Here is a 24,519-nt window from a genome sequence, read left to right as displayed (position 1 = left end):
AGATTTCAGGCCGAGTACGCGACGGGCAGCAAAGGGTGTGCCTTGTGGATCAGTCGCCGCCGACGTGATCCTCGAATTCCTCCCACTCCCATTCGTTCCACCACTCGCGCTCGAGGCCGCGACAGGCGTCGGGGAACGCGCGGCAGGAGATACAGCCCTCGCCGCGAACGATGGTGGGGTCGAACGCGGGCGGATATCGCTCGAGGAGATCGGCGGCCGACTGCCGAGCGGCGGCTTCGTCAGCCGTCATCGGGCGCGACGGCAATTCCCGAACCCCCTTCTTCGCGAGTCGTCCCTCGCTTTCGGGCAGCAGCACGGAGTTCTCGGCGTCGATGTGATGCCACAGCCCGTGGGAGTACTCGATGGCCAGCATCTGCAGCCGCTGGCGTTGCTCATCGTTGAGCGACGCGGTTGCGAGCAGCGCGTCCATCTCGCCGAGCACCGCCCCGAGCTGTCGGTGATCCTCGGTGAGGACCGCGATCGGACCCTGCGCGGGGAGATCCGCCATCGTCTGCAGGGCGGGAAACAGCGTGTCCTCCTCTTTGGCGTGGTGGAAGTCGCCGGCGAACAGCCGGAAGAAGGCGACGAACCGGGGGCCGTCGGCCGTGGCCCCCTCGCCGCGGAGGCGAAGGTCGACGAATGTCCTCAGCGATCCGACGACTTGCTCGATGAGATCGTGCTCGGCACGCAGATCGTCGATGAGCTTCACCGGAGCTTCGCCTTCACGCTGTCGACCTTGTCCTGCAGGGTTTGATCGCGATCGGTGCGCGTGCCGGCGCGGAGGTTGGTGCTGACGCGCGGCGCGCCCATCTCGTGGAGCACCTCGTGGCAGCGTCTGACCGCCGCGAAGACCGCGTCCCACTCACCTTCGACGTTCGTCCCGTATGCGTGGAGCTGGGGCCGGAGCCCTGCGTCCTGCAGGACGCGCTCGCACGCCGCGACGTATTTCGAGAGGGAAATGCCGACGCCGAGCGGCACGATGGACACGTCGACGAGCACGTTCATACGTCCCATCTTACCGCCGCCTTGCCGCCGGCTTGCCGCCGAGGCAGACCTGTATCGGCGCGGGGCCGTGCGCGTATGACAACTGAACGGGAGGGGCGAAACCGGCTACCTACTTGTGCCGCGACCTGCCGCCACGTACTTCACGTTCGGCCTCGTACCAATCGTCCTGATCGTGCCCGTGTGCCCCACCGCGCGCCTCGTACCGTTCGTAGGCGCGCCGGGCGATCTCGTCCTCGCGATTGTCCGCTCCCCTGTTCCCCGCGGGATCCTGGGGTTCGATGGTGCCGGCCGCTTCGGTGGGAGACGCCGTGACAGTGTCCGCGGCCGTATCGCCGCGCTCCTTCGTGGACCGTCGTCGTGCCATACAGATTCCTCCAGAAGACTGGAAGGAATGCACGGCCCGTTCCCGGCGGGTTAAGGCTCAGTCGCGGCTCAGCGCCGGCACCGGCGCGCGATCGCCGCGACGCGGCAGGCCTGACTGACGGCCTCCGACATCGCGCGCGCCATGGGCGCCGGCGACGCGCTCGCCCTCCTCGCAGGCTCATCGGCGCGCCGGCTAGGCGCGCCCCGCGAACTCCTTCGTCTCGGTGTGCACTTTCACCTTCTCCCCTTCCTTGATGAAGAGCGGCACACGAATCTGCAGCCCGGTCTCGAGCGTCGCAAGCTTGGTGACCCCGCCGCTGGCCGTGTCGCCGCGCACGCCCGGCTCGGTGGAGGTCACCGTCAACTCGACGTGCGGCGGAAACTGGACGCCGATCGGACGGCCGTTGTACTTCTGGATCTGCACGGCCACGTTGTCCACGAGCAGTTGCTGGTCGTCGCCGAGCGCCTCTGGCGCCAGCGTGAGCGTCTCGTAGCTCTCCTGGTCCATGAAGTGGTAACCGGCCGCGTCGCGGTACAGGAATGTTGCCGCGATGACGTCCAGGTCCGGTTCGCGGAACTTCTCGCCCGCCTTGAAGGTGCGATCGAACACCGCTCGCGTGAGGAGGTTGCGCATCTTGACGCGCACGAGCGTCTGCCCGCCGCGCGCCGTGGGGCGTGAGACCTCCACGTCGATGCAGTGATACGGCGCGTCCTCGAACTCGAAGAACATCTTCCGCTTGATGTCGATCGCTTCAATCAGGCTGGGCATTGCTCCCATTTTACCGGGAGTCCAGCAGGGAACGCGGGAGGCGCAGGGGCTCGCGGTATAGAATCCCCGGCATGCGGACCTTCCTCGCACCGCTGCTCTGCCTGCTCGGCGTCCTCGCGCAGGCGCAAACCCCGGCCCCCCGGTTCCCGAGCGAGACGCCCGAGACCTTCACGCCGAAGACCGACTCGTTCGATTACGTCAAACGGGACGTGCTGATCCCGATGCGGGACGGCGTGAAGCTGCACACGGTCGTCATCGTGCCGCGCGGTGCGAAGGGAGCGCCGATGCTCCTCACGCGCACGCCGTACGACGCGACGCGCCTGACGAGCCACGCCAGCAGCGCGCACCTCGCGTCCATCCTGTACGGCTACGACAACGCGACGGACGTCATCGCCGAAGGAGGCTACATCCGCGTCGTCCAGGACGTGCGGGGCAAGTACGGGTCCGAAGGGGACTACGTGATGAACCGTCCTCTGAGCGGCCCGCAGAACCCGACGACGGTCGATCATGCGACCGATACGTACGACACCATCGAGTGGCTGGTGAAGAACGTGCCGGAGAGCAACGGCCGCGTCGGCATCATCGGGATCTCGTACGACGGATTCCTGCCGCTGATGGCGCTGGTCAACCCGCATCCGGCGCTGAAGGTCGCGGTGCCGATGAACCCGATGGTCGACGGGTGGATGGGTGACGATTGGTTCCACAACGGCGCGTTCCGCCAGCAGATGATGCCCTACATCTACGGCCAGGAGGCCAGGCGAGGATCCGAAGCGACGTGGTGGACGAGCCACTTCGACCAGTACGACACGTACCTGCAGGCAGGTTCGGCCGGCGAGCTGGGACGCCTGCGCGGGCTCGAGCAGGTTGGGTTCTGGCGCAAGATCCTCGAGCACCCGGCCTACGACGCGTTCTGGCGCGAGCAGGCCGTGGACAAGATCCTCGGCGCGCGGCCGCTGACGGTGCCCGTGATGCTCGTGCACGGGCTGTGGGACCAGGAGGACATCTACGGCGCGCCGGCCGTGTACAAGGCGCTCGAGCCGAAGGACACGGCGAACGACAAGGTCTTCCTCGTCATGGGGCCGTGGCATCACGGCCAGCAGATCGGCGACGGCAGCAGCCTCGGCGCCGTGAAGTTCAACAGCGACACGGCGCTCCACTTCCGGCAGGCCATCCTTCGGCCCTTCCTCGATCAGTACTTGAAGGACGGTGCCCCGAAAGCCGACGTTCCGCCGGTCGCGGCGTTCGAGACGGGCAGCAACGCGTGGCGCCGGCTTCCTGCCTGGCCGGCCGGCTGCGCCAGCGGTTGTCGGATCGACCGGACGCCGCTCTATCTTGCAGCCGATCTGAAATTGAGTTTCGCGGCGCCGGCTGAGGGCGCTGCCGCGTTCGCCGAATACGTGTCCGACCCCTCGAAACCGGTGCCGTTCCGCGCGCGCCCGATCCAGCCGGTCGGCGGCGGCAACGGCCTCACGTGGGCGCAGTGGCTCGTGGACGATCAGCGGGAGGCGTCGGGCCGCCCGGACGTGCTCGCGTTCGTCTCCGGCGTCCTCACTTCACCGGTGAAGATCAGCGGGGAACCGGTTGCCAACCTGGTCGCCTCCACCAGCGGAACGGATGCCGACTGGGTGGTGAAACTGATCGACGTGTATCCCGACGAGGTGGCGGCGCAGCCGGCGATGGGCGGGTACCAGCTGATGGTGTCGGCCGACATCTTCCGGGGCCGCTATCGCGAGAGCTTCGAAACCGCGAAGCCGATCCCGGCGGGCGCGCCGCTTCGCTACCGGTTCGCGCTGCCCAACGCGAATCACGTGTTCCTGCCCGGCCATCGCATCATGGTGCAGGTGCAATCGAGCTGGTTCCCGCTGTACGACCGCAATCCGCAGACGTTCGTGCCGAGCATCTTCTGGGCGAAGCCGGCCGATTACCGGAAGGCGACGCAGCGCATCTACCATGCGCCGGGACAGGCCAGCTTCGTGGACCTGCCTGTGGTCACCTCACCCACCGCTGAACGCGCTGAACGCGCAGAAGTCTTTCGCCAGGCCTTTCTGCGCGTTCTGCGCCACCGCGGTGGAACTCCGCTGTTATTTCTGCGGGGGCTCGTGTCCACCCGACCCGTGGGCGCCCGCCTCGTGCAGCGCCTCCACGACTCCTTATTTGATGCCGCGCTGTCTCAGCGCGGAGCGGGAAAGCGCGAGGGAGGAATGCCGAGGTACCCGGCAACGTCGCGCATCTTCTGCTGGATCGCGCGGACGTTCTGCGGCCCCATGCGCAGGAGCTGCTTCTGCGGCGGCGAGAGCGCTTCGAGCCGCGGATCCTCGTAGGCGTACGTCATGGGCTTCGGCGTGAGCCGCACCGGATCCTGGACGACAGGCACGCGAAGCAGCTCGCTCATCGCCCGCTCGAGCACCGCGTCGAATTCGCCGGACCCCTCTCCCAGTTCGCGGTACGCCTCATCGATTCTCGGCTTCAGCGTGGCGTAGAGCCGCGCCGCGCCGCGAGCGTCCATCGCCGCGATCGCGCCGGCGTAGCCGTCATAACGCCGGTAGCTGCGGGGATCGATGGTCAGGTCTCCCTCGACGCCGCGCGTGAGAAATGCCGCCTGCGGCGCCAGGCGCCGCAGGTGGCGCTCCGGCCGCCCGCCGGAGGCAATGTTGGCCGTCACGACGACGAAATTACGAATCAACCCGTCGGTCGTCAGCCACGCGGCCACGGAAGGATGCGAGGAGAGCCGGCGCACCAGCTCGCGCACGACCGGATCGCTCTCGTCGAGCGGCGGCACCTCGATGTCCTCTGCCGGCTCCGCGACCCCGCGGGGTTCCTGGCCTGCGCGCGCCGGGGACTGCGTCGCGACCGCCGCAGCGGGCCGATCGTCCGCCGGCCGCCGCTGCCAGAGGTAGTAGCCCGCCGCGGCCGCCAGCACGACGAACGCAGCGGCGAGAACCATCCACAGCCCGCTGCCCGACTCGTCGTCCTGCCTGTCGAGCGGCGGCGTCTTCTGAAGCTCGAAGTCGTCCAGCTGCCCCATGGGAAGAGTCTACTCCCGCATGTTATAAAAGCGATCATGCGGCGGCGCGCGTTCGACCTCATCGCCTTCGACGGCGACGACACCCTGTGGCACAACGAGCGGAGCTATCGCGACGCGCGGGAGCGCTTCCAGCGGATGCTCGCCGCGGCGGGCGTCGATCTGACCGAGGAGGAAGTGGAAGCGCGTGTGAACCGTACCGAGCTGGCCAACATCGAGTACTACGGCTACGGCGTGTCCAGTTTTGTCCTCTCGCTGATCGAGACCTCCATCGAGCTGACGGGCGGCCGCGTCAGCGGTCGCGACCTGCACGGCTTGATCGCGCTCGCGAAGGAGATGCTGTCGGAGGACATCGAGCTCTTTCCGAGCGCCCGCGCCGCCGTTGACGTGGCGGCGGCCACCTACCCGCTGATGCTCGTCACGAAGGGGGACCTGCTGCACCAGACATCGAAACTCGAGCGGTCCGGCCTTCGTCCCTCGTTCACGTACGTCGAGGTCGTGAGCCACAAGACGCCGCCGGTGTACGCCGACATTCTCGAGCGACGGGGCGTCAGCCCCGACCGGTTCCTGATGATCGGCAACTCCCTGCGATCGGATGTCCTGCCCGTCATCGAGGCCGGTGGATGGGCGGTGTACGTGCCCGCCGCGCTCAGCTGGGCCCACGAACACGCCGAACTGCCGGAGGCCGCACGCGCCCGCTGTTTCGAGCTGGCCTCGCTCGAAGAGCTCGCGGGGCTGCTCGAATCACTCGAGAGCCCCGCGAGCCGGTCGCGCTTCAGAAGGTAAGGCGCGGGCCGCGCCTCAGAAGGTGACTTTCACGGCAACCTGCACCTGGCGCGGGTCGCCGACGCCCTGCCGCAGGAACCCGTCGAAGTTGAACAGCGCCGGCGTCGAGAGCGGGTTGATGTTGTTCGCGTTGTTGAACGTGTTGAACATCTCCACGCTCGGGATGATCCGGGCGCCCTTGCCCACCGCGAACGGCCGCTGCAGGCGCCAGTCGAGCGAGAAGTAGCCGTTGTCCTTCCGGTCCCAGTTGCGGCCCCGGTCGTTGCCGTTCAGCACGCGCGGTGACGTCGTGATGGGCTGCGCCGTCCTCGCCTGCACGCGCACGTTGACCAGCACGCGCGCGGGCAGCTCGGCGTAGGTGAAGAAGTTGAACTTGTGGCGGATGTCGCGATCCGACGGCCCGTAGTCGAGGCTCAGGTCGTAGAAATTGAACGACCGGTCCGTGAACGGGTCGCGCTCGTTCGAGTCGTCGTCCTCGTCTTTCGAGAGCACGTAGTTCGCCTCGAACTGGTAGTTCCGCGAGTACCGCTTCCGCACGCCGAACGTCGCCCCGCGGTAGCGCGACCGGCCGCGGCTGTTGGTGACGAACACGTCGCCCAGCTGCAGCGAGAACGGGTTGTTCCCGATATAGGTCGTCGTGTCGCGCGTCGGCGGCTGTTCGGGCGCGGCGGCGGTCCCGTGACCGTTGTAGTTGAGGAACCGCGTCAGGTGGTCGCCCCGCGCGTACGTGAAGTCCGCGTAGAGGGCGACGCTGGGCACGATCTCGCGGTCGAACCCGGCGTTCACGCTGAAGATCCTCGGGTTGCGGTAGTCCTTGTCGAACACGCGAACGCCGGTGAACAGCGGGAACGTGCCGGCGGGCACCGCGCTCGGCGCGAGCAGGTTGGGCCACACCGGCATGTCGGCAAAGGCGGACGCACGGAAATCGCTCTTCTGCTGGATGCCGTTGGTCGTGACCGAGCCCACCTGGCTCAGCATGTTCTGCCGCGCATAGAAGAGACCCGCGCTGCCGCGCACGACCGTCTTCCCGCGCTGCCCGATGTCCCACGCGAAACCGAATCGCGGCTGGAACTGCTTCCACTGGTCGGGGATCGTGCCGTCGGACGGGAACCGCGGGTCGTTCAGGAACGCGGCGTACGCCGTCGTCGCCGGATCGACCGTCTCGGGCATCAACTGGGCGTCCCACCGGAAGCCGTAGTCGAGGGTGAGGCCGCCCCCCGCCTGCCAGCGGTCCTGGATGAACAGCGAAAACTCCTCGTTCGAGATGTCCGACGCGCCCGCATCGTCGCGGGCAATGCCGTCAGGGCTGCTGCTCTGCAGATAGAAGAGCAACGGGCCGCCGGTCGGCGCCGAGCCCGCGGGGCACGGCGTTGGAGACGTCACGTACGAGCCGTTGGAGCAGGCAATGGTGTACGGGCCGAACCCGCCGGGAGCCGCCGGCGACGCGTAACGCAGGAATCCGGGGACGCTGTCGAAGAGATACCGTCCCTCGAAGAAGCCGCGGAACACCTGGAAGTTGTTCGTGTGCAGCCACTCGCCGCCGGTCTTGAGGGTGTGCCGGCCGAGGACGAGCGAGAAGTTGTTCTTGATCTGGAAGCGCTCCACCAGCTCGTCGATGTTCGGCGCCACGAAGAACGGGTTGCCGAAGCGGAACGACGGGGCGAACCCGATGCCCGTGTCGGCGGGAATATTCGACGGGGTCGCCGATCGCGGCCGGTCCTCGCGCGAGTACGTGATGTGGAACTCGTTCAGCCTGTTCGACGTGAGGGTGCTGAACAGGTTCAGGTTGAGGATGTTGATCTTCGACGGCCCTTCCGTTCCGTTCGCCGAAGTTCCATACGTGGGGACATCGAAGGTCTGGTTGCGGTTCTTCGAGAAGTCGAAGTTATACGACGCGGCGATGTTGTGGTTCGTCCCGAGGTTCCAGTCCACCTTTGCGAGGACGGCGTTGTTGTTGATCGCGTGCTCGACGGGCTGCCCCTCGTCCGATCCGCGCGTGGTCTTGAAGAAGTTCAGCAGCGCGAGCCTCTGGCAGTCGGCGCTGCCCGCGATCAGCGCTTCGTTGGCGGCAAGCGTCGGCGAGCCGACGGGGCACGGCGAGCCAATCGCCTCCGACAGGTTCGGCCGGATGAAATGCTCGCGGATGCCCTCGAACGCGAGAAAGTAGAACGCCTTGTCTCGCACGATCGGCCCGCCGGCGGTGCCGCCGAACTGCTCGCGGTGAAAATCGGTCAGCGTCTTGCCGTCCGACGTCTTCGACGTGAGGTCCTCCAGCCGCTGGTAGTGGAACAGGCTGCCGTGGAGGTCGTTGGTGCCCGATTTCGTGATCACGTTGACGACGCCGCCGGCCGTGCGGCCGAACTCGGCGTTCGCGCCGGTGGCGACGACCTGGAATTCCTTGACCGCTTCGAGCGTGATGTCGATCGCGGCGCGCTGACCACCCATCTGCTCGCCGAAGAACCCGTTGTTGTAGTCGCCGCCATCCAGGCTGATGTTGTTGAACACGCCGCGCTGCCCGGAGAAGGTGATCTCGTCACCGTCGGGCCCCTGCACGACGGAGACGCCGGGCGTGAGCGTCAGCAGGTCTTCGAACTTGCGCCCGAGGATCGGGGTGGCCTCGATGGTCCTCTGATCGAGCGTGCTGGCCGCGGCCGTCCGCGTCGGCTCCACGGGAGACGCCTGCGTTGACACCGTCACCGTTTCTGCCACGCCGGAGACCTTCATCACCGGGTTCAGCCGTACGGCCACGCCAACCGTCACGAGCACGTCCTCCTGGACGAGCGTCGCGAAGCCGGCCAGCCTGAACGTGACGCGGTAGCGGCCCGGCGGCACCTGGAGGACGACGAACCGCCCGTCGAGATCGGTGGCGAGCGCTCGCGTGAAGTTGGTCTCCACGTTGCGAACCTCCACATCCACCCCCGGCAGAACCGCTCCGCTCGAATCGACCACCACGCCTTCGATGACGGCGGTCGTGATCTGGGTCTGCGCCGCGGCCGGAAGCGCCAGCGCCAGCCAGGCGCAGGCGGCCGCGAGGAAATGCCTCGTCCGCATTCTATGCTCCTTGTTTACGTGTGTTCGGGTCACCCGAGCGTCGGCATGTGGAACCCGCTGCCGGCGCTCTCGCGCGGCCAGCGCGTCGTCACAGCCTTCGTGCGCGTGTAGAACTTCACCCCTTCGGGCCCATAGATGTGCAGATCGCCGAACAGCGACTGCTTCCATCCACCGAACGGGAACATCGCGACCGGCACGGGAATGGCGACGTTGATGCCGACCATGCCGACCTGGATCTCGTTCTCGAACTTGCGGGCGGCGGCGCCGGATTCGGTGAAGATCGCGGTGCCGTTGCCGTACGGATTGCGGTTCACGAGCGCAATCGCGTCGTCCAGCGTGCCGGCGCGCAGCACGACCAGCACGGGGCCGAAGATCTCGTTCTGATAGATCGACATGGACGGCGTGACGCGGTCGAACAGCGTCGGCCCGAGAAAGAAACCCTGCTCGTGCCCCGCAACCGACAGGCCGCGCCCGTCCACCACGAGGTCCGCGCCCTCGGCGGCGCCCGCGTCGATGTAGCTCTTCACGCGCGCGCGATGCTCGCGCGTCACCAGCGGCCCCATGTCCATCCCGTCCGCGCCGCTCGGCCCCACCTTGAGCCGCTGCGTCCGATCGGCGATCGCGCGCACCAGCGGATCGGCGATCTCGCCAACGGCGACGACGGCGGAGATCGCCATGCAGCGCTCGCCCGCGGACCCGTAGGCCGCTCCGGCGAGCGCATCGGCGGTCATGTCAAGATTGGCGTCGGGCAGCACCACGGCATGGTTCTTTGCGCCGCCAAGCGCCTGCACGCGCTTCCCGGCGGCGGCGGCCGTCGTGTACACGTGCCGCGCGACCGCGGTCGAGCCCACGAACGACACGGCGTGAATGCCCGGGTGCGCCAGGATGGCGTCCACCACCTCCCGGTCGCCGTGAATGACGTTCAGCACGCCGTCGGGGAGGCCCGCCTCCTTCATCAACTGCGCGAGTCGAATGCTGGGCGAGGGATCTTTTTCGGACGGCTTCAGGACGAACGTATTGCCGCACGCAAGCGCGACGGGAAACATCCAGAGCGGGACCATCACGGGAAAGTTGAACGGCGTGATCCCGGCACAGACGCCGATGGGCTCGAGCCGCGAATAGGTGTCCACGTCGCGCCCGACCGACGGCGCGAACTCTCCCTTGAGCAGGTGTGGCGCGCCGCAGATGAACTCCACGACCTCGATGCCGCGCTGCACCGATCCCGCCGCGTCCAGCAACACCTTGCCGTGTTCTTCGCTGACGAGCGCGGCCAGCTCGCTCTTGCGGGCGTTGAGCAGCTCCAGGAACCGCGCGAGGATCCGCGCGCGCCGCACCGGCGGAAGCGCGCTCCACGCGGGAAAGGCGGCCGCCGCGGCGGCGACGGCGCGATCCACGTCCTGCGCGTCACCGTACGGCACGGTCCGGATGACCGCTCCTGTCGACGGATTGGTCACCTCGCCCCGCCGGGTGCCGCGTGAACCGGCGGGCGCGCCGTTGATCCAGAACGGCACGGTGCTGACGGGAGTCGATACGGTCCCTGGAGCCATCTCTGTTCCCCTCATACGTGTGGACGGACCTTTCGGGTCCGTCCGCGCGAGCCTGACAGGCTCGCGCTACGCAACCGCTCTATCCGTCGTCGCCAGCGCGCGGTCGATGATCGCAAAACCCTCTCGCAGCTCCGCCTCGGTGATCGACAGAGGCGGGTTGGTGAAGAACGTGTTCCAGCGCACGAACGTGTACAGGCCGTTCTCGCGCAACTCGTGCCCGAGCGCCTTCATCTCGGGCGAGGTCCCGTTGAAGGGTGCCATCGGTTCGCGGGTCTTGCGGCTGCGCACCAGCTCGACGATCCCGAAGAGGCCGATCGAGCGCACGGCGCCCACCGACGGGTGGCGGGCCTCCAGATCCGCGAGCAGGCCGCTCATCACGCGCCCCATCCGTCGCGCGTTCTCGATGAGGCGATCTTCCTCGTAGACGTCGAGCGTGGCGATCGCCGCCGCGCACCCGAGCGGGTGGCTGTTGTAGGTGAGCCCGCCGTAGTACACGCGGTCGCGGAAGTGCTGCGCGATGTGCTGCCGCATGCCCACCGCGCCGAGCGGCACGTAGGCGCTCGTCAGCCCTTTGGCCATCGTCATCAGATCGGGCACGACCTTCCAGTGATCGACGGCAAACCACTCGCCGGTCCGCCCGAAGCCGGACATCACCTCGTCGGCAATCATGAGGATGCCGTGACGATCGCACAGCGCGCGGATGCCCTGCAGGTACCCCTCCGGGGGCACGAGGATGCCGTTGGTGCCGGTGACCGGCTCGAGGATGAAGGCCGCGATCGTCTGCGGGCCTTCGAGCTGGATGATCTCCTCGAGCATCGCGAGCGACGAGGCGGCGTCCTCCCACCCGCGCTGGATGCCGTGGTACGGATCGAGGACGTGCACGACCCCCGGGATCCCGGGCTCGGCGGGCCACCGCCGCGGGTCGCCCGTCAGCGAGATGCTGCCGGCCGTCGCGCCGTGGTACGAGCGGTAGCGCGCGAGGATCTTGTGGCGGCCCGTGAAGAACCGCGCGAGCTTGATCGCGTTCTCGTTGGCCTCGGCGCCGCCGTTGGTGAAGAAGAACGTGTCGATGTCCCCGGGCGTGATCGTCGCGAGCTTCGCACCGAGCCGCGCGCGCACCTCGGTCGCCATGAACGGGTTCGCGTACGCGAGCGTCTCCGCCTGCCGCTGGATGGCGCGGACCACGCGCTCGTCGCCGTAGCCGATGTTCACGCACATCAGCTGGCTGTTGAAGTCGAGGAAGCGCTTGCCTTCAGGCGTCCAGAAATACACGCCCTTGGCGCCGGCGACCGGGATCGGATCCACCTGGCTTTGCGCGGACCACTCGAACAGCGTGTGGCGCCGTGAGAGATCGACAATTTCACGGCTGCTCATGCCGGCTGTGACGGTAGACATAGGGATCCTCGAACACTACCCCCCGGACGCGGGAGTGTCAACGCGCGGCACGGGAGTCTGTCGTTCTGCCAACACCAGGTAGACGGCGAAGCTCAGTCCGAAGGTGACGAACCACGCGTGCGTGTAGAGCGCGTCGAACAGCGTCGGGTTGGTCACCTGGCCGCCGGGCGTCATCGCCGCGCGGAGAAACCCCGGGATGACAGGAGGGAGCGCCGCCGCCAGCGCGACGATCGCGCGGTAGTTCACGCCGCCGCTGTAGGTGTACCGCCCCTGCACCTTGAACAGGTCCGCCGGCGACAGCGTTCGATCCCTGACCACCCAGTAATCCGCGATCAGGATCCCGCCGATCGCCCCCATCAGGCTGGAGTAGCCGATCAGCCACGTGAAGATGTACGCCGCCGCGTGCGCGTAGAGCTTCCACGGAAACATCGCGATGCCGATGACCGCGGTGATGAGACCGCCGGACACGTAGCTGATGCGCCGGGGGGCGAGGCTGGAGAAGTCGTTCGCCGGCGACACGACGTTGGCCGCCATGTTCGTCGTCAACTGCGCAACCACCACGATCAGCGCCCCGAGGATGACGACGGGCGCGCTGCCGATCCGCGCGATGAGCGCGACCGGATCCCAGATGGCCTCGCCGAACACCACGATTGTCGCGCTCGTCACCGCCACCCCGATGAACGCGAAGGCCGTCATCGTCGTCGGCAGCCCCAGCGCCTGCCCGAGCGCCTGCGCGCGCTGGCTGCGCGCATACCGCGTGAAATCGGGGATGTTCAGGCTCAGCGTCGCCCAGTAGCCGACGTTCGCGGTGAGCGCCGCTGGAAACAGGGCCCAGAACGATCCGCGGCCGGATTGCAGGCGCGACGACTCGGCGAGCACGTGGCCGAGGCCGCCGCCCCGCGCGGCCGCCCAGCCGAGAAGGAGCAACCCGCCGCCGAGCAGCACCGGCGCCGACCAGCTCTCGAGCCGCCTGATGCCCTCGAGGCCGCGTACGATGATCGCGACCTGCACGAGCCAGAAGATCGCAAACGCGATCCCGGCGTTCCCGGGCACGCCGCGCCAGGCGGGCCATGCGGCCGTCAGCAGCGTGTGCAGCGCGAGGGCGCCGATCCAGGTCGGGATGCCGAACCAGCCGCACGCGACGAGCGCGCGCAGGATCGCGGGAAGGTTCGCGCCCCTCACCCCAAAGCTCGCGCGGCAGAGGACGGGGAACGAGATGCCGTACTTCGTGCCCGCGTGCGCGTTGAGGATCATCGGCACGAGCACGATCGCGTTGCCCAGCAGGATGGTGAGCATGGCCTGCCACCAGGTCATGCCCTGCTGCATGAGGCCGGAGGCCAGCGTGTAGGTCGTGATGACCACGCTCATGCCGATCCAGAGCGCCGCGAAATGATAAGTGGTCCACGTGCGGCGCGAGAGCGGCGTCGGCGCGAGGTCCGGGTTCCAGAGCGGGCTGGCCGACACGTCTTCGGTCAGCTCGACGAACTCGCCCGCGGCCGCACCGGTCCTCACGCCTGCGGTTCCACGCGCGCCGCCACGTCCTCCGCCGACGCATAGCCCTCTTCGTAGCCGCCGTGGTACGGCTTGGCGCCGGGGCGCCGGATCTTCGAGTGAACGACGACGCGGTCGCGCCGGGTGCCGCGGAAGTCCTCCAGCGACGACCAGCCGTGCCGCTCCATCGCCGCGCGCATGCCGGAGGTCAGCTCCTTGATCACGTTGGGCCCCACCGCATGGTCCAGCATCGCCGCCGTGCACACCTGCACCGTGCCGCACCCAAGCAGGAAGTAGTTCAGCGCGTGCGCGAACTCGCCGATCCCGCCGATGCCGGAAAACGCCCGGTCGGGAAATGCCTGCACGAGCTGCGACATCTTCGCCAGCGACAGCGGCAGGATCGCGGGACCGCCCAGGCCGCCGCTCGACACCAGGCCGTCCACGTTGACCTCGAACTCGAGCGTCTCGGGATCCACCAACGGCAACGATGGAAACGTGTTCGACGACGAGATCGCGTCGGCGCCCCCCAGGAACGCGGCGCGGGCCTCCTCGACAATGTCGGTGGTCGAGGGGGTGAGCTTGGCCCACACCGGCACGCGCGCGACTTCCTTCACCACCTGCGTGACGACGGAAATCAGGCCCTGGTCCTTGCCGATGTTCGAGCCCATGTCCTTGCGGTCCATGTGCGGGCACGAGAGGTTCAGCTCGAGGGCATCGACCCCTTCGTCCTGGCAGATGTTCGCGAGCGTCTGCCAGTGCGCCAGCTCCTGATCCGAACCGGAGCCCGCCATGATCGACGCGACGAGCACGCGCGTGGGGTGCGCCGCCTTGATCCGCGACAGGCGCGGCGCCCACCAGTCGATCGTCTTGTCGGAGATCAGCTCCCAGTTCCACGACGAGTGCAGCGCCGTGCCGGGACGCTTCTGCATGGAGAGGCGAGGTGAGTCAGGAGTGGCGCGCAGGAATCTCGTCTTCGGTCCGTCCACGTTGACCACCGGGTGCAGCCCGATCGTCTTCGTGACGACGCCACCCCACCCGGCTTCGAACGCGCGCATGATGTTCGTGTCGGATTCGGTGGGCGGAGCCGAGGCCAGCAGGAACGGGTTCTCGAACCGCAGCCCCGTGAACGTGACGGCCAGTTCTGCGCGCTGGGTAGACATGGTATGGTCCTCGCGGCAGGGGCCACTATAGCTCACTATAATGGCCGCCAATCAGGAGATCTGCCGATGCCCAGACGCGTTGTGGGCGGCCTCATCCAGGCCGCCGCCCCCATCACCGACCCGGCGGCGCCCATCGAAGAAGTGCGCCAGGCGGCGATCGATGCGCACATCCCGCTCATCGAAGAGGCCGGCAGGCGAGGCGTGCAGATCCTCGGCCTCCAGGAGGTGTTCAACGGGCCGTATTTCTGCCCGTCGCAGGACCCGCACTGGTACGACATTGCCGAGCCAGTGCCTGGCCCCACCACCGAGCTGATGGCGCAGTACGCGAAGAAGTACCGGATGGCGATGGTCGTCCCCGTGTACGAGCGCGAACAGGCCGGCGTCTACTACAACACCGCCGCCGTGTACGATTCGGACGGGGCATACCTCGGCAAGTACCGCAAGAACCACATCCCCCACACTTCCGGCTTCTGGGAGAAGTACTTTTTCAAACCGGGCAACCTGGGCTACCCCGTGTTCAAGACGCGCTTCGCGACGATTGGCGTGTACATCTGCTACGACCGGCACTTCCCGGAAGGCGCGCGGCTGCTGGGCCTGAACGGCGCCGAAATCGTCTTCAATCCGTCGGCGACCGTCGCCGGCCTCTCGCAGTACCTGTGGAAGCTCGAGCAGCCGGCGCACGCGGTGGCGAACGGCTACTTCATGGCGTGCAGCAACCGCGTGGGCACCGAGGCCCCCTGGAACATCGGCAGGTTCTACGGCACGTCCTACTTCGTCGATCCGCGCGGCAATTTCCTCGCGCAGGGATCGGAGGACAGGGACGAGCTGGTCACCGCCGAGATGGACCTGGACATGATTGAAGACGTGCGCCGCGTCTGGCAGTTCTATCGCGATCGGCGGCCAGAGAGCTACGGCGCGATGGTGGAGCCGCGATGACCCTCCTGATCAAGAACGGCACGATCGTCACCGCGACCGATCTCTATCGGGGCGACGTCTTCATCGACGGCGAGACGATCACGACGATCGGCTCGTCGCTCTCCATGCAGGCGGACCGCGTCATCGACGCAGCCGGCAAGTACGTGCTCCCCGGCGGCATCGACGCGCACACGCATCTCGACATGCCCTTCGGCGGCACGACGTCGGCCGACGACTTCGAGTCCGGCACGATCGCCGCCGCCCACGGCGGCACGACGACGGTCGTCGACTTCGCCATCCAGTACCACGGCCAGACGCTGCATCACGCGTGGGAGGCGTGGATGAAGAAGGCGGAGGGCAGGGCCGCGATCGACTACGGCTTCCACATGATCATCACCGAGCTGACCGGCCAGGTGGAGCAGGAGATGGACGCGCTCGTGCGGCAGGGGGTCAGCTCGTTCAAGCTGTTCATGGCCTACCCGGGCGTCTTCATGCTGGACGACGCGAGCATCTTCCGGGCGCTGCTGCGGACCGGGCGAAACGGCGGCACGATCTGCATGCACGCCGAGAACGGCGGCGTCATCGACGTCCTGGTCAAGAAGGCGCTCGCCGAAGGGAAGACCGCGCCGAAGTACCACGCCCTCACGCGCCCCGCGCGCGCCGAGGCGGAAGCGACGCACCGCGCGATCGCGCTCGCGGAAATCGCCGACGTGCCGGTCTACATCGTCCATCTGTCGGCGGCCGAGGCGCTCGAGATGGTCACCGAGGCGCGCGACCGCGGCCTGCCGGCATTTGCCGAGACCTGCCCGCAGTACCTGTTCCTGTCGTACGACAACTACGAGGAGCCGGGGTTCGAGGGAGCGAAGTACGTGATGAGCCCGCCCCTGCGATCGAAAGAGACGCAGGAGCGGCTGTGGCGCGGGCTGGCGTTCAACGACCTGCAGGCCATCTCCACCGACCACTGCCCCTTCTGCATGAAGGAGCAGAAGACGCTCGGCGAGGGAGACTTCTCGAAGATCCCGAACGGCGCGCCGGGCATCGAAACGCGCATGAGCCTCGTGTACGACGGCGGCGTGCGCACCGGCCGCATCTCGCTGAACCGCTTCGTGGAGCTGACGTCCACCGCGCCGGCGAAGATCTTCGGCCTGTTCCCGCGCAAGGGCACCATCGCCCCCGGCTCCGACGCGGACCTCGTCGTCTTCGACCCGCGGAAGAAGGTCCGCCTCTCGGTGAAGACGCTGCACATGAAGGTGGACTACAACCCGTACGAAGGACGCGAGGTCACCGGCGCGACCGACACCGTCATCTCGCGCGGCCGCGTCATCGTCGATGGCGGGAAGTTCACCGGGAAAGCGGGGGCGGGGGCCTTCGTGAAGAGGCTCTCGAGGATGTAGCGCTTCTTGGCGTCTCCGGCGGTGGACTGGGGGAGTTCGCCGGCCGTTTGACAACCGCCGTCTTCTTCCTCCAAAATGGAGGAAAAATGGAGGATACGCTCTGGTGGCGACGCTGAACATCAAGAACCTGCCCGACGGCCTCTACAGGAAACTCCAGGCGCGGGCGCGGCGCGAGCGCCGGTCCGTCGCGCAGGAGGTCACGCGCCTGCTGACCGAGGCGCTCGACAAGCCGAAGCCGTTGTCGATCCTCGATCTGCAGGGCCTTGGCAAGGAGCACTGGCAGGGCATCGATGCGGCAACCCATGTCCGTCAAGAACGCGGATCATGGGACTGATCGACGAGGTCGGGAAGGACGTCGCGATCGATACGGCGGTCTTCATCTACTTCATAGAAGAGCACCCGGCCTTTCTCCCAATCGTCGCGCCCCTCTTTCACGATGCCGACCAGGGCAGCCGGACCCTTGTCACGTCTGCGCTCACGCTGCTGGAGGTCCTCGTCGTACCCTACCGTGGCGGCGACAGGCTGCTTGCGGAGCGATACGAGGCGCTGCTGGTGGGCAGCCGGGGAATTCGGATTGTCGATCTCACCCGCGACCAGCTGCGGGCTGCCGCCCAGCTCCGGGCGGCAACCGGCGTCAAGGCGCCGGACGCGCTGCAGCTCGTCGCAGCGCTGTCCATGAACTGCACCACGTTCGTGACCAACGACCGCCGGCTGCCACCCGTTCCGGGCCTTCGCGTCATTCAGCTCGCCAGTTACGCCGCCTGAAGCGTGGCGCGGCGCTCGCCACGTGTGCTGGTGCCGTCAACGAGCGCAGAATGCCGGCCTTACGTCGTTGTTTCAGGGGGCTTCGGGGGGAGGAGGACGTATGACGTTGTGGAAATCAGCGCTCGTGTTCGCCATGGGTTGCGTGCTGCTCGTCGCGGCGCCGGCGCGCGCGCAATCGTCACAGACCGGCACGCCGCAGGGCATGCCGCCGATGCCCAAGCCCGGCGCCGAGCACGAGCTGCTCAAGGAGGACGCCGGCACCTGGGACGCCGTCGTCGAGACCTACATGCAGCCCGGTGCGCCTCCGGCCACGTCCAAGGGTGTCGAAGTCAACACGATCGGGTGCGGCGGGCTGTGCCTGATCACGGACTTCAAGGGCGAGGTGATGCCCGGCGCGGCGTTCCACGGCCACGGCATGTCCGCGTGGGATCCGGCGAAGAAGAAGTACGTGGGGAGCTGGACCGATTCGATGTCGACCGGCATCTCGAACGGCCGTCCCCAATAGTTTGGAGCGCTCGATGCCCTCACGCGTTCTGTTGTGCGCCGCGGCGCTTGCCGCGGTCGTCGTGCTGCAGGAATCAGCCTGGCTCGTTGCCCAGGGGCCGCCGGCCCTCCGCTGGTTCAAGGGAAACACCCACACGCACACGCTGAACAGCGACGGCGACAGCACGCCCGAGGAGGTCGTGCGGTGGTATCGCGAGCACGGATATCAATTCCTCGTGCTGACCGACCACAACTACCTGACCCGGGTCGATGCCCTCAACGCGCTGGTGGGCGCTCCCGGCCAGTTCATCGTCGTCGGCGGAGAAGAGGTCACGGATCGGGCCGGCGATAAACCGATCCACGTCAACGGCCTGAACGTCGAGCGGTTCGTCGAGCCTCAAGGGGGCAAGACTGTTGTGGAAACGGTGCAGCGCAATGTGAACGCGGTCCGGGACGCGCGAGGGGTGCCGCACATCAACCATCCAAATTTTGGCTGGGCGATCGGCCCCGACGAGCTGGTGCAGGTCCGGAACTACCGCCTGTTCGAGATCTTCAACGGACACCCGCTGGTCAACAACGAGGGTGGCGGGGGACTTCCCGGCCTCGAAGAGGTCTGGGACCGCATCCTGTCGAGCGGGCAGCTCGTCTACGGCATCGCGGTGGACGATGCGCACAACTTCAAGCGGCCGTGGGACCGCATGGCGGCGCTCCCCGGCCGGGGCTGGGTCATGGTGCGCGCGCGCGAGCTGACCGCCGGCAACGTGCTGAACGCGCTGGAACGCGGCGAGTTCTACGCGTCCACCGGCGTCGTGCTGCGCGATTACACGGTCGACGAGCGGCGGATGACCATCGTGATCGACGGGCAGGCCATGGCGAAGTACCGCGTGCTGTTCGTCGGGCGCGGAGGCCGCGTGCTGAAGGAGGCGATTGCGAGCCCGGCGACCTACGACTTCGCGGGAGGCGAAGGCTACGTCCGCGCGAAGATCATGGACTCGAACGGCAACGTGGCGTGGACGCAGCCTGTCGTCAGGCCCTGACCTTCGGGCGCCAGGCGTGCAGCGCCAGCATCACGAGACATCCCGCGAGCGGAACCAGCAGTCCGGTTCTGAGGCTGCCGGTGGCGGTCGACCATGCGCCCACCAGCCAGGGCACGACCGCGCCGCCGAGGCCGGCGAACACGAACGCGATTGCGGCGGCGCGGGCGCTCGCCCCACCGAACTCCCGCGAAAGCTGTGCGATCGTCGTTGGGAACACGGCGGCCAGGCCGAAACCGCACAGCGCCGTGCTGAAGGCGATGGCGGCAAGATCCGCGGCGCGGAGCAGGAGCACGGTGCCGATCGCCGCCAGCAACAGCCAGCACAGGATCAACGCCGTCTCGCTTGCGTGCCGGAGCGAGTAGGGTGCGACGGCACGGCCGAGCATCAACGCCCCCCAGAACAGCGTGGACATCGACAGTGACGCCGCGGAGGACTCCACCCGGTGCGCGTAGACCGCCACCCACCCGGCCAGTGCGTTCTCGGTACCGACGTAGACGAAGAAGAGCACCGCGAACGCGATGAACGCGGTCGACCGCCAGTACACCGGCTGCGTGGCGGCGCCGCGCGCGCCCCGGGGCGGCGGCTGGAGACTCGCCGCGCCTTCAACTCGGGCCCGCATTGACGCCGCGCAGGCGATTGCCGCCGCGACGAGCGCGGCCGAAAGGCCGAAGAAGAACAGGTCCGTGCGCCCTCGCGCCGCCATCCACGCGAAAACAGGAGGAGACACGACCGCGCCGGCGGCCCACGCCAGGTTCAGGATGTTGAGGGCCGCGCTCCTCGGTCCGGGAGCCGATTCAGCGACGTACAGGTTCGTGGCCGGAATCGTGATCCCCAGCCCCACGCCGTAGCTGCCGACAAGCAGCAGCGCCCCTGGCCACGCGGCGAGGGGAAGCCCTCCGGTTCCTGCCGACATCAGCGCGAGGCCGAGCGTGACGGCGGCGCTGAATCCGGCTCGCTGGACGAGCGCGCCTGAGACCGCGGTGCCCGCGATCGAACCGGCAAACTGCGCCGCAAAGAGGGCGCCCGCCGCGGTGTCGTCGAGCGACCACGAGGCGCTCACCACCGGCAGGATCGGTCCAAGCAGCGTCGTCAGCGTGCCCGTCAGAACAAACGCGGCGTGCGCGGCGGCAAGCGGCATGGCCGCGCTCCTGCTGATCATCGCGCGCCGATTGTAGATCCGCCGCGCGGTGGACCGCTGGCCTCTGGCCCTGCCGCTGTGGGACACTTGACATCGTGGCCCGACGCACTGCGAATGGATCGAGGCGCCGGCTCGAGACGTCACGGGCACAGCCCGTGACCCTCAGGACGCTCGCCGACTATCTTGGACTGTCTCCCGCCACGATATCGATCGTCATCAATCGGGCGCCTGCGGCGAAGTCCATTCCGCACCGCACGCACGAACGGATTCTCGCCGCGGCGCGCCGCCTCAACTACCGCCCGAACACCCTCGCGCGGTCGCTCCAGCGGCGGCGAAGCTTCACCGTGGGCGTCCTGGTCCCCGAGATCAGCGAGGGTTACTCCGCGACGGTGATGGGAGGCATCGAGGACTACCTGCTCCAGGAGGGTTACCTGTACTTCGTGGCCAGCCACCGTCACCGCGCCGATCTCATCGCCGAGTATCCGCGGCTGCTCCTCGACCGCGCGGTCGAGGGACTGATCGCAGTGGACACCCCGGGCGTGCACAATCTGCCGGTGCCGGTCGTGGCGGTCTCCGGTCACGATCGCGCGAAGGGCGTCACGAACATCGAGTTGAACCACGCGAGGGCCGCGCGGCTGGCGCTCGAGCATCTCGCGTCGCTCGGACACCGGCGGCTCGCCGTGATCAAAGGGCAGGAATTCAGCTCGGACACCGAGACGCGCTGGCGTTCGATTCACGCGGCATCAAAGGCGCTCTGCCTCCCGATCCACCCGCGCCTCGTCGTCCAGCTCCAGGGGGATCTCCCCTCGCCCGAACTGGGATATCGCGTCACCGTCGACTTGCTCGCCCGGCGCGAGCCTTTCACGGCCCTCTTCGCGTTCAACGACATCGCGGCCATCGGCGCCATACGGGCGCTTCGCGAGGCGGGCCTGAACGTTCCCGAAGACGTGTCGGTCGTCGGGTTCGACGATGTGCAGAGCGCGGCGTATCAGCAGCCGGCGCTCACGACCGTGCGGCAGCCGCTGCGCGAGATGGGGGAGCTCGCCGCGCAGACGCTGCTGGCGCGCCTCGCCCGTCCGTCTGCCGGCAGCTCGGACACATCCATCCGGGTGGAACCCGTTCTCGTCGTACGCGGATCGAGCGGGCCCGCGCCCATCCAGCCCAGCTTGTAGCCCGGCACTGCCGCCTGCCTCACCTTGACAACTTCCGCCGGACGGGTGTAAACGGTTCGGCTAGTGAAACGTTTTAGTAGGGGCACACCCCCGCCAGGCGCCAAGGAGGCTCCCATGTGTCGTTCGACGGAAGCGAGACGTCCGGCGGTGTGGATGCTTGCACTGGCTCTCGCGTGGCTCGCGCTTCCAACCGCCGCGGGCGCCCAGGTGTCCACGGCCACGATTCAGGGCACCGTGTCGGATGACGCCGGAGTGCTCCCCGGCGCGAGCGTCGTGGCGCGGCACGTGCAGAGCGGATTCACGCACGAGACCGCGACCGCCGAGGACGGCACGTTCACGCTGGCCGGCCTTCGGCCGGGCCAATACCGGCTCACCGTTGCGTTCGCCCAGTACAAGCCCGAGGCGAAGACGGTGGAAGTGCTCGTCGGCCAGACGGTCACGGTGTACTTCCGCGTCACGCCTGATGTCATCTACACCGAAGACGTCACCGTCGTCGGCGAGACCCGTCTGGTGGATACGCGAAAGTCGGAGGTGACGACCAACGTCACCCGCGAGCAGATCCAGCACCTCCCCCAGAACAGCCGCAACTTCCTGAACTTCGCGGCGCTCGCGCCGGGCGTCCGCGTGTCGGACAACGAAACCCGGAAAGAGTTCTCGGCCGGCGCGCTGCCGTCGCAGAACGTCAACGTGTTCATCGACGGCGTGAGCTTCAAGAACGACGTGATCGACGGCGGCGTGGTCGGCCAGGACGCGAGCCGCGGCAACCCGTTCCCGCAGAACGCCGTGCAGGAGTTCCAGGTGCTCACGCAGAATTTCAAGGCCGAGTACGAGAAGGCGGCGAGCGCCATCATCACGGCGGTGACCAAGAGCGGCGGCAATCGCTACTCGGGCGAAGTGTTCGGCTTCTACCAGGACAAGGGCCTGGTGGAGAATGAAACGGTCGTGCGGGACGCCGCGGGGCTGCTCGTGAAAGGCAAGACCACGCCGAAGCCCACGTTCGAGCGGTGGCAGTGGGGCGCGTCGGTCGGCGGCCCCATCGTGCAGGACAAGGTGCAGTTCTTCGGGTCCTACGAGGAGAACCGGCAGGATCGCGACAGCACGGTGATCGCGGGGACGGTGTCGAACGCGCCGCCGGCGCTCGTCGAGCGCCTGCGCACGTTCGAGGGCACGTTCACCAGCCCGTTTCGCGAAAAGCTTCTGTTCGGCAAGGTCTCGATGCAGCCGGCGTCCGCCCAGCAGCTCGAAGTGACGTACAACTGGCGCGACGAGACCGATATCCGCGGCTTCGGCGGCCGCACCAGCTTCGAGTCGGCGGAGAACGTGCGGAACCGCGTGGACTCGGTGCAGGGCAAGTGGCAGCTCGCGGCCACCTCGTTCCTCAACGAGACGTACGTGTCGTACCAGCGCTATCGCTGGAACCCCACGGCGGAAAACCCCGGCATCATCGGCCAGAACTACGACGGGCTGCTCAGGATCGGCGGCCGTGACACCGACCAGCACATCGTGCAGCAGCGCATCTCGCTCAGGAACGACTACTCCCGGTTCTCGAAGTGGCGGGGCAATCACACGGTGAAGGGCGGCGGCGTGCTGAGCTACGTCGATTACGACGTGAGCAAGCTGTTCGCCGGCAATCCGATCTTCACCTACGCCGGCAGCATCAGCTGGGACTTCCCGGCGCGCGCGCAGTTTGGCGTGGGCGACCCGGACCTGAGCGCCACCAACTCGCAGCTCGGGTTTTTCGCGCAGGACGACTGGGCCGCGACCAGCCGACTCACGCTCAACCTGGGCCTGCGGTGGGACTACGAGTCCGACATGCTGAACAACGACTACGTGACGCCCGACAACGTGCGCGAGGCAACCGCGTCGTTCGTGGACGGCGGCGCGTACTTCACCGACGGCGACGATCGCCCGCCGTACTACGGCATGTGGCAGCCGCGCCTCGGATTTTCGTACGACATGTCCGGCGACGGCCAGACGATCGCCTTTGGCGGGTGGGGACGCTACTTCGATCGCGTGCTCTACAACTCCACGCTCGACGAGCGGTTCCGGCTGCAGTACGCCGTCCGCACGTTCCAGTTCTCCGCCGCGGGCGGGATTCGCGACGGGGTCGACACGATCCCGTGGGATCCCTCGTTCCTGAGCGTTCAGGGACTGCAGACGCTCATCGCCAGGGGGCGCGCGCCGAACCCCGAAGTGTTTCTCATCGCGAACGACACGAAGCCGCCGGTGTCGGACCAGTGGTCGCTCGGCGTGCGCCACAGCTTCGGCGGGATCGTCACGTCGGTCACCTACTCGGGCATGCGCAGCCGGAACCTGTTCACGTTCCTGTTTGGAAACCGGCGGCCGGACGGCACGTGCTGCCAGCCGGTGCCCGGGTTCTCGAACATCCTCAGGTCGGATCTCGAGGGCCGGAAGTCGTGGTACGACGGTCTCTACGTGCAGGCCGATCGACCCTACGGGATCGGCGGCACGCGCTACGGGTTCAGCGTGACCTACACGCTCGGGAAAGCCGAGAAGACCGGCGGAGACCTGTTCAGCCTCGACTTCCCGACGGCGGCGGACTACCCGCGGCATCCGATCGACAACGACGAGCGGCATCGCCTCGTCGTGACGGGGATCGTCGGGCTGCCATGGGATTTCATCGCGAGCACGTTCATCACGCTGGGCTCGGGGACGCCGTATACGATCGTGGACGAGTCGCTTGGCAACGCGGTGGATCTCAGGCGCGTGCGCCGCAACGAGGGACGCCCGGAACAGTTCGACTTCATCGTTCCCAACGCCTGGGCGTTTCGAAGCGTCGACCTGCAGGTGGAAAGAGCCTTCCGGTTCGCGGAGAGGCACGCCGTTTCCGTCATCTTCCAGGGCTTCAACATCTTCAGCTTCGACAACTTCACCGGGTACGAGGGGTTCATCCCGACGCTGCCGGCCACGAACCCGAACTTCGGGCGTCCCAGCAGCCTGATCGATCCCGGTCGCCGGCTCCAGCTCGGCGTTCGTTACGGCTTCTAACGCCACGAAACGGCGCG

General features: G+C 67.6%; 20 protein-coding genes. 10 read left to right on the top strand and 10 right to left on the bottom strand.

All coding sequences use genetic code 11. The annotated features are described in order from the left end of the window. Positions 1-49: 49 nt before the first annotated feature. The 4 genes from HYU53_03345 to efp form a co-directional block, all read right to left on the bottom strand. Positions 50-709 (bottom strand): hemerythrin domain-containing protein, encoded by a 660-nt coding sequence (locus tag HYU53_03345; GenBank protein ID MBI2220223.1) that lies wholly within the window; start codon positions 707-709, stop codon positions 50-52. After that, complete coding sequence (locus HYU53_03340) at positions 706-1,005, bottom strand: MTH1187 family thiamine-binding protein (GenBank protein ID MBI2220222.1); 300 nt, start codon at positions 1,003-1,005, stop codon at positions 706-708. The genes HYU53_03345 and HYU53_03340 overlap by 4 nt, the downstream gene beginning before the upstream one ends. A gap of 109 nt (positions 1,006-1,114) precedes the next feature. Then, positions 1,115-1,369, bottom strand: coding sequence for a DUF2934 domain-containing protein (locus tag HYU53_03335; protein MBI2220221.1), 255 nt, complete (start codon positions 1,367-1,369; stop codon positions 1,115-1,117). A gap of 192 nt (positions 1,370-1,561) precedes the next feature. After that, complete coding sequence (gene efp / locus HYU53_03330) at positions 1,562-2,137, bottom strand: elongation factor P (GenBank protein MBI2220220.1); 576 nt, start codon at positions 2,135-2,137, stop codon at positions 1,562-1,564. Positions 2,138-2,208: 71 nt separating this feature from the next. On the opposite strand from efp, the gene HYU53_03325 reads away from it, so the two are divergent. Then, the gene (locus HYU53_03325; GenBank protein MBI2220219.1) at positions 2,209-4,458 is read left to right on the top strand and encodes a CocE/NonD family hydrolase; all 2,250 of its coding nucleotides are present in this window, start codon (positions 2,209-2,211) and stop codon (positions 4,456-4,458) included. A gap of 740 nt (positions 4,459-5,198) precedes the next feature. Beyond that, positions 5,199-5,945 carry an HAD family hydrolase gene (locus HYU53_03320; GenBank protein MBI2220218.1) on the top strand — a complete coding sequence of 249 codons (747 nt, stop codon included), beginning with the start codon at positions 5,199-5,201 and terminating at the stop codon, positions 5,943-5,945. A 15-nt stretch (positions 5,946-5,960) separates the two neighbouring features. Here HYU53_03320 and HYU53_03315 read toward each other — a convergent pair whose 3' ends face one another. The 5 genes from HYU53_03315 to HYU53_03295 all read right to left on the bottom strand — a co-directional run bounded on the left by HYU53_03315 (position 5,961) and on the right by HYU53_03295 (position 14,589). After that, on the bottom strand, positions 5,961-8,996 hold the full coding sequence (locus tag HYU53_03315; GenBank protein MBI2220217.1) for a TonB-dependent receptor: 3,036 nt from the start codon (positions 8,994-8,996) through the stop codon (positions 5,961-5,963). 29 nt (positions 8,997-9,025) lie between these two features. After that, positions 9,026-10,543, bottom strand: a complete 1,518-nt coding sequence (locus HYU53_03310) for a CoA-acylating methylmalonate-semialdehyde dehydrogenase (protein MBI2220216.1) — start codon at positions 10,541-10,543, stop codon at positions 9,026-9,028. 66 nt (positions 10,544-10,609) lie between these two features. Further along, positions 10,610-11,938: an aminotransferase class III-fold pyridoxal phosphate-dependent enzyme gene (locus HYU53_03305; GenBank protein MBI2220215.1), complete on the bottom strand. Its 1,329-nt coding sequence runs from the start codon at positions 11,936-11,938 to the stop codon at positions 10,610-10,612. A 15-nt stretch (positions 11,939-11,953) separates the two neighbouring features. After that, on the bottom strand, positions 11,954-13,414 hold the full coding sequence (locus tag HYU53_03300; protein MBI2220214.1) for an NCS1 family nucleobase:cation symporter-1: 1,461 nt from the start codon (positions 13,412-13,414) through the stop codon (positions 11,954-11,956). A gap of 32 nt (positions 13,415-13,446) precedes the next feature. Further along, entirely contained in the window at positions 13,447-14,589 is a 1,143-nt protein-coding gene (locus HYU53_03295) for an NAD-dependent dihydropyrimidine dehydrogenase subunit PreA (protein MBI2220213.1), read from the bottom strand. A gap of 66 nt (positions 14,590-14,655) precedes the next feature. Here HYU53_03295 and HYU53_03290 point away from each other — a divergent pair, with 66 nt between their 5' ends. The 6 genes from HYU53_03290 to HYU53_03265 all read left to right on the top strand — a co-directional run bounded on the left by HYU53_03290 (position 14,656) and on the right by HYU53_03265 (position 19,183). After that, complete coding sequence (locus tag HYU53_03290; protein MBI2220212.1) at positions 14,656-15,525, top strand: acyltransferase; 870 nt, start codon at positions 14,656-14,658, stop codon at positions 15,523-15,525. Beyond that, positions 15,522-16,898 (top strand): dihydropyrimidinase, encoded by a 1,377-nt coding sequence (hydA, locus tag HYU53_03285; protein ID MBI2220211.1) that lies wholly within the window; start codon positions 15,522-15,524, stop codon positions 16,896-16,898. The genes HYU53_03290 and hydA overlap by 4 nt, the downstream gene beginning before the upstream one ends. A gap of 118 nt (positions 16,899-17,016) precedes the next feature. Then, complete coding sequence (locus tag HYU53_03280; protein ID MBI2220210.1) at positions 17,017-17,232, top strand: hypothetical protein; 216 nt, start codon at positions 17,017-17,019, stop codon at positions 17,230-17,232. Further along, positions 17,223-17,663 (top strand): PIN domain-containing protein, encoded by a 441-nt coding sequence (locus HYU53_03275; GenBank protein ID MBI2220209.1) that lies wholly within the window; start codon positions 17,223-17,225, stop codon positions 17,661-17,663. The genes HYU53_03280 and HYU53_03275 overlap by 10 nt, the downstream gene beginning before the upstream one ends. A 100-nt stretch (positions 17,664-17,763) precedes the next feature. Beyond that, complete coding sequence (locus HYU53_03270; GenBank protein ID MBI2220208.1) at positions 17,764-18,168, top strand: DUF1579 family protein; 405 nt, start codon at positions 17,764-17,766, stop codon at positions 18,166-18,168. Positions 18,169-18,181: 13 nt separating this feature from the next. Continuing rightward, positions 18,182-19,183, top strand: coding sequence for a PHP domain-containing protein (locus tag HYU53_03265; protein MBI2220207.1), 1,002 nt, complete (start codon positions 18,182-18,184; stop codon positions 19,181-19,183). Here the strand turns inward: HYU53_03265 and HYU53_03260 are convergent. Then, positions 19,173-20,342, bottom strand: a complete 1,170-nt coding sequence (locus HYU53_03260) for an MFS transporter (protein ID MBI2220206.1) — start codon at positions 20,340-20,342, stop codon at positions 19,173-19,175. The genes HYU53_03265 and HYU53_03260 overlap by 11 nt on opposite strands. 74 nt (positions 20,343-20,416) lie before the next feature. Here HYU53_03260 and HYU53_03255 point away from each other — a divergent pair, with 74 nt between their 5' ends. Both HYU53_03255 and HYU53_03250 read left to right on the top strand, forming a co-directional pair. Beyond that, positions 20,417-21,493 carry a LacI family DNA-binding transcriptional regulator gene (locus HYU53_03255; GenBank protein ID MBI2220205.1) on the top strand — a complete coding sequence of 359 codons (1,077 nt, stop codon included), beginning with the start codon at positions 20,417-20,419 and terminating at the stop codon, positions 21,491-21,493. A 114-nt stretch (positions 21,494-21,607) separates the two neighbouring features. Next, positions 21,608-24,502, top strand: coding sequence for a TonB-dependent receptor (locus tag HYU53_03250; GenBank protein MBI2220204.1), 2,895 nt, complete (start codon positions 21,608-21,610; stop codon positions 24,500-24,502). Positions 24,503-24,519 lie beyond the last annotated feature (17 nt).

It is taken from the genome of Acidobacteriota bacterium (genome assembly GCA_016184105.1).
Taxonomy (GTDB): Bacteria; Acidobacteriota; Vicinamibacteria; order Vicinamibacterales; family 2-12-FULL-66-21; genus JACPDI01.
The sequence above is the reverse complement of the archived record's forward strand: the minus strand, read 5'-3'. Positions and strand labels throughout refer to the sequence as shown.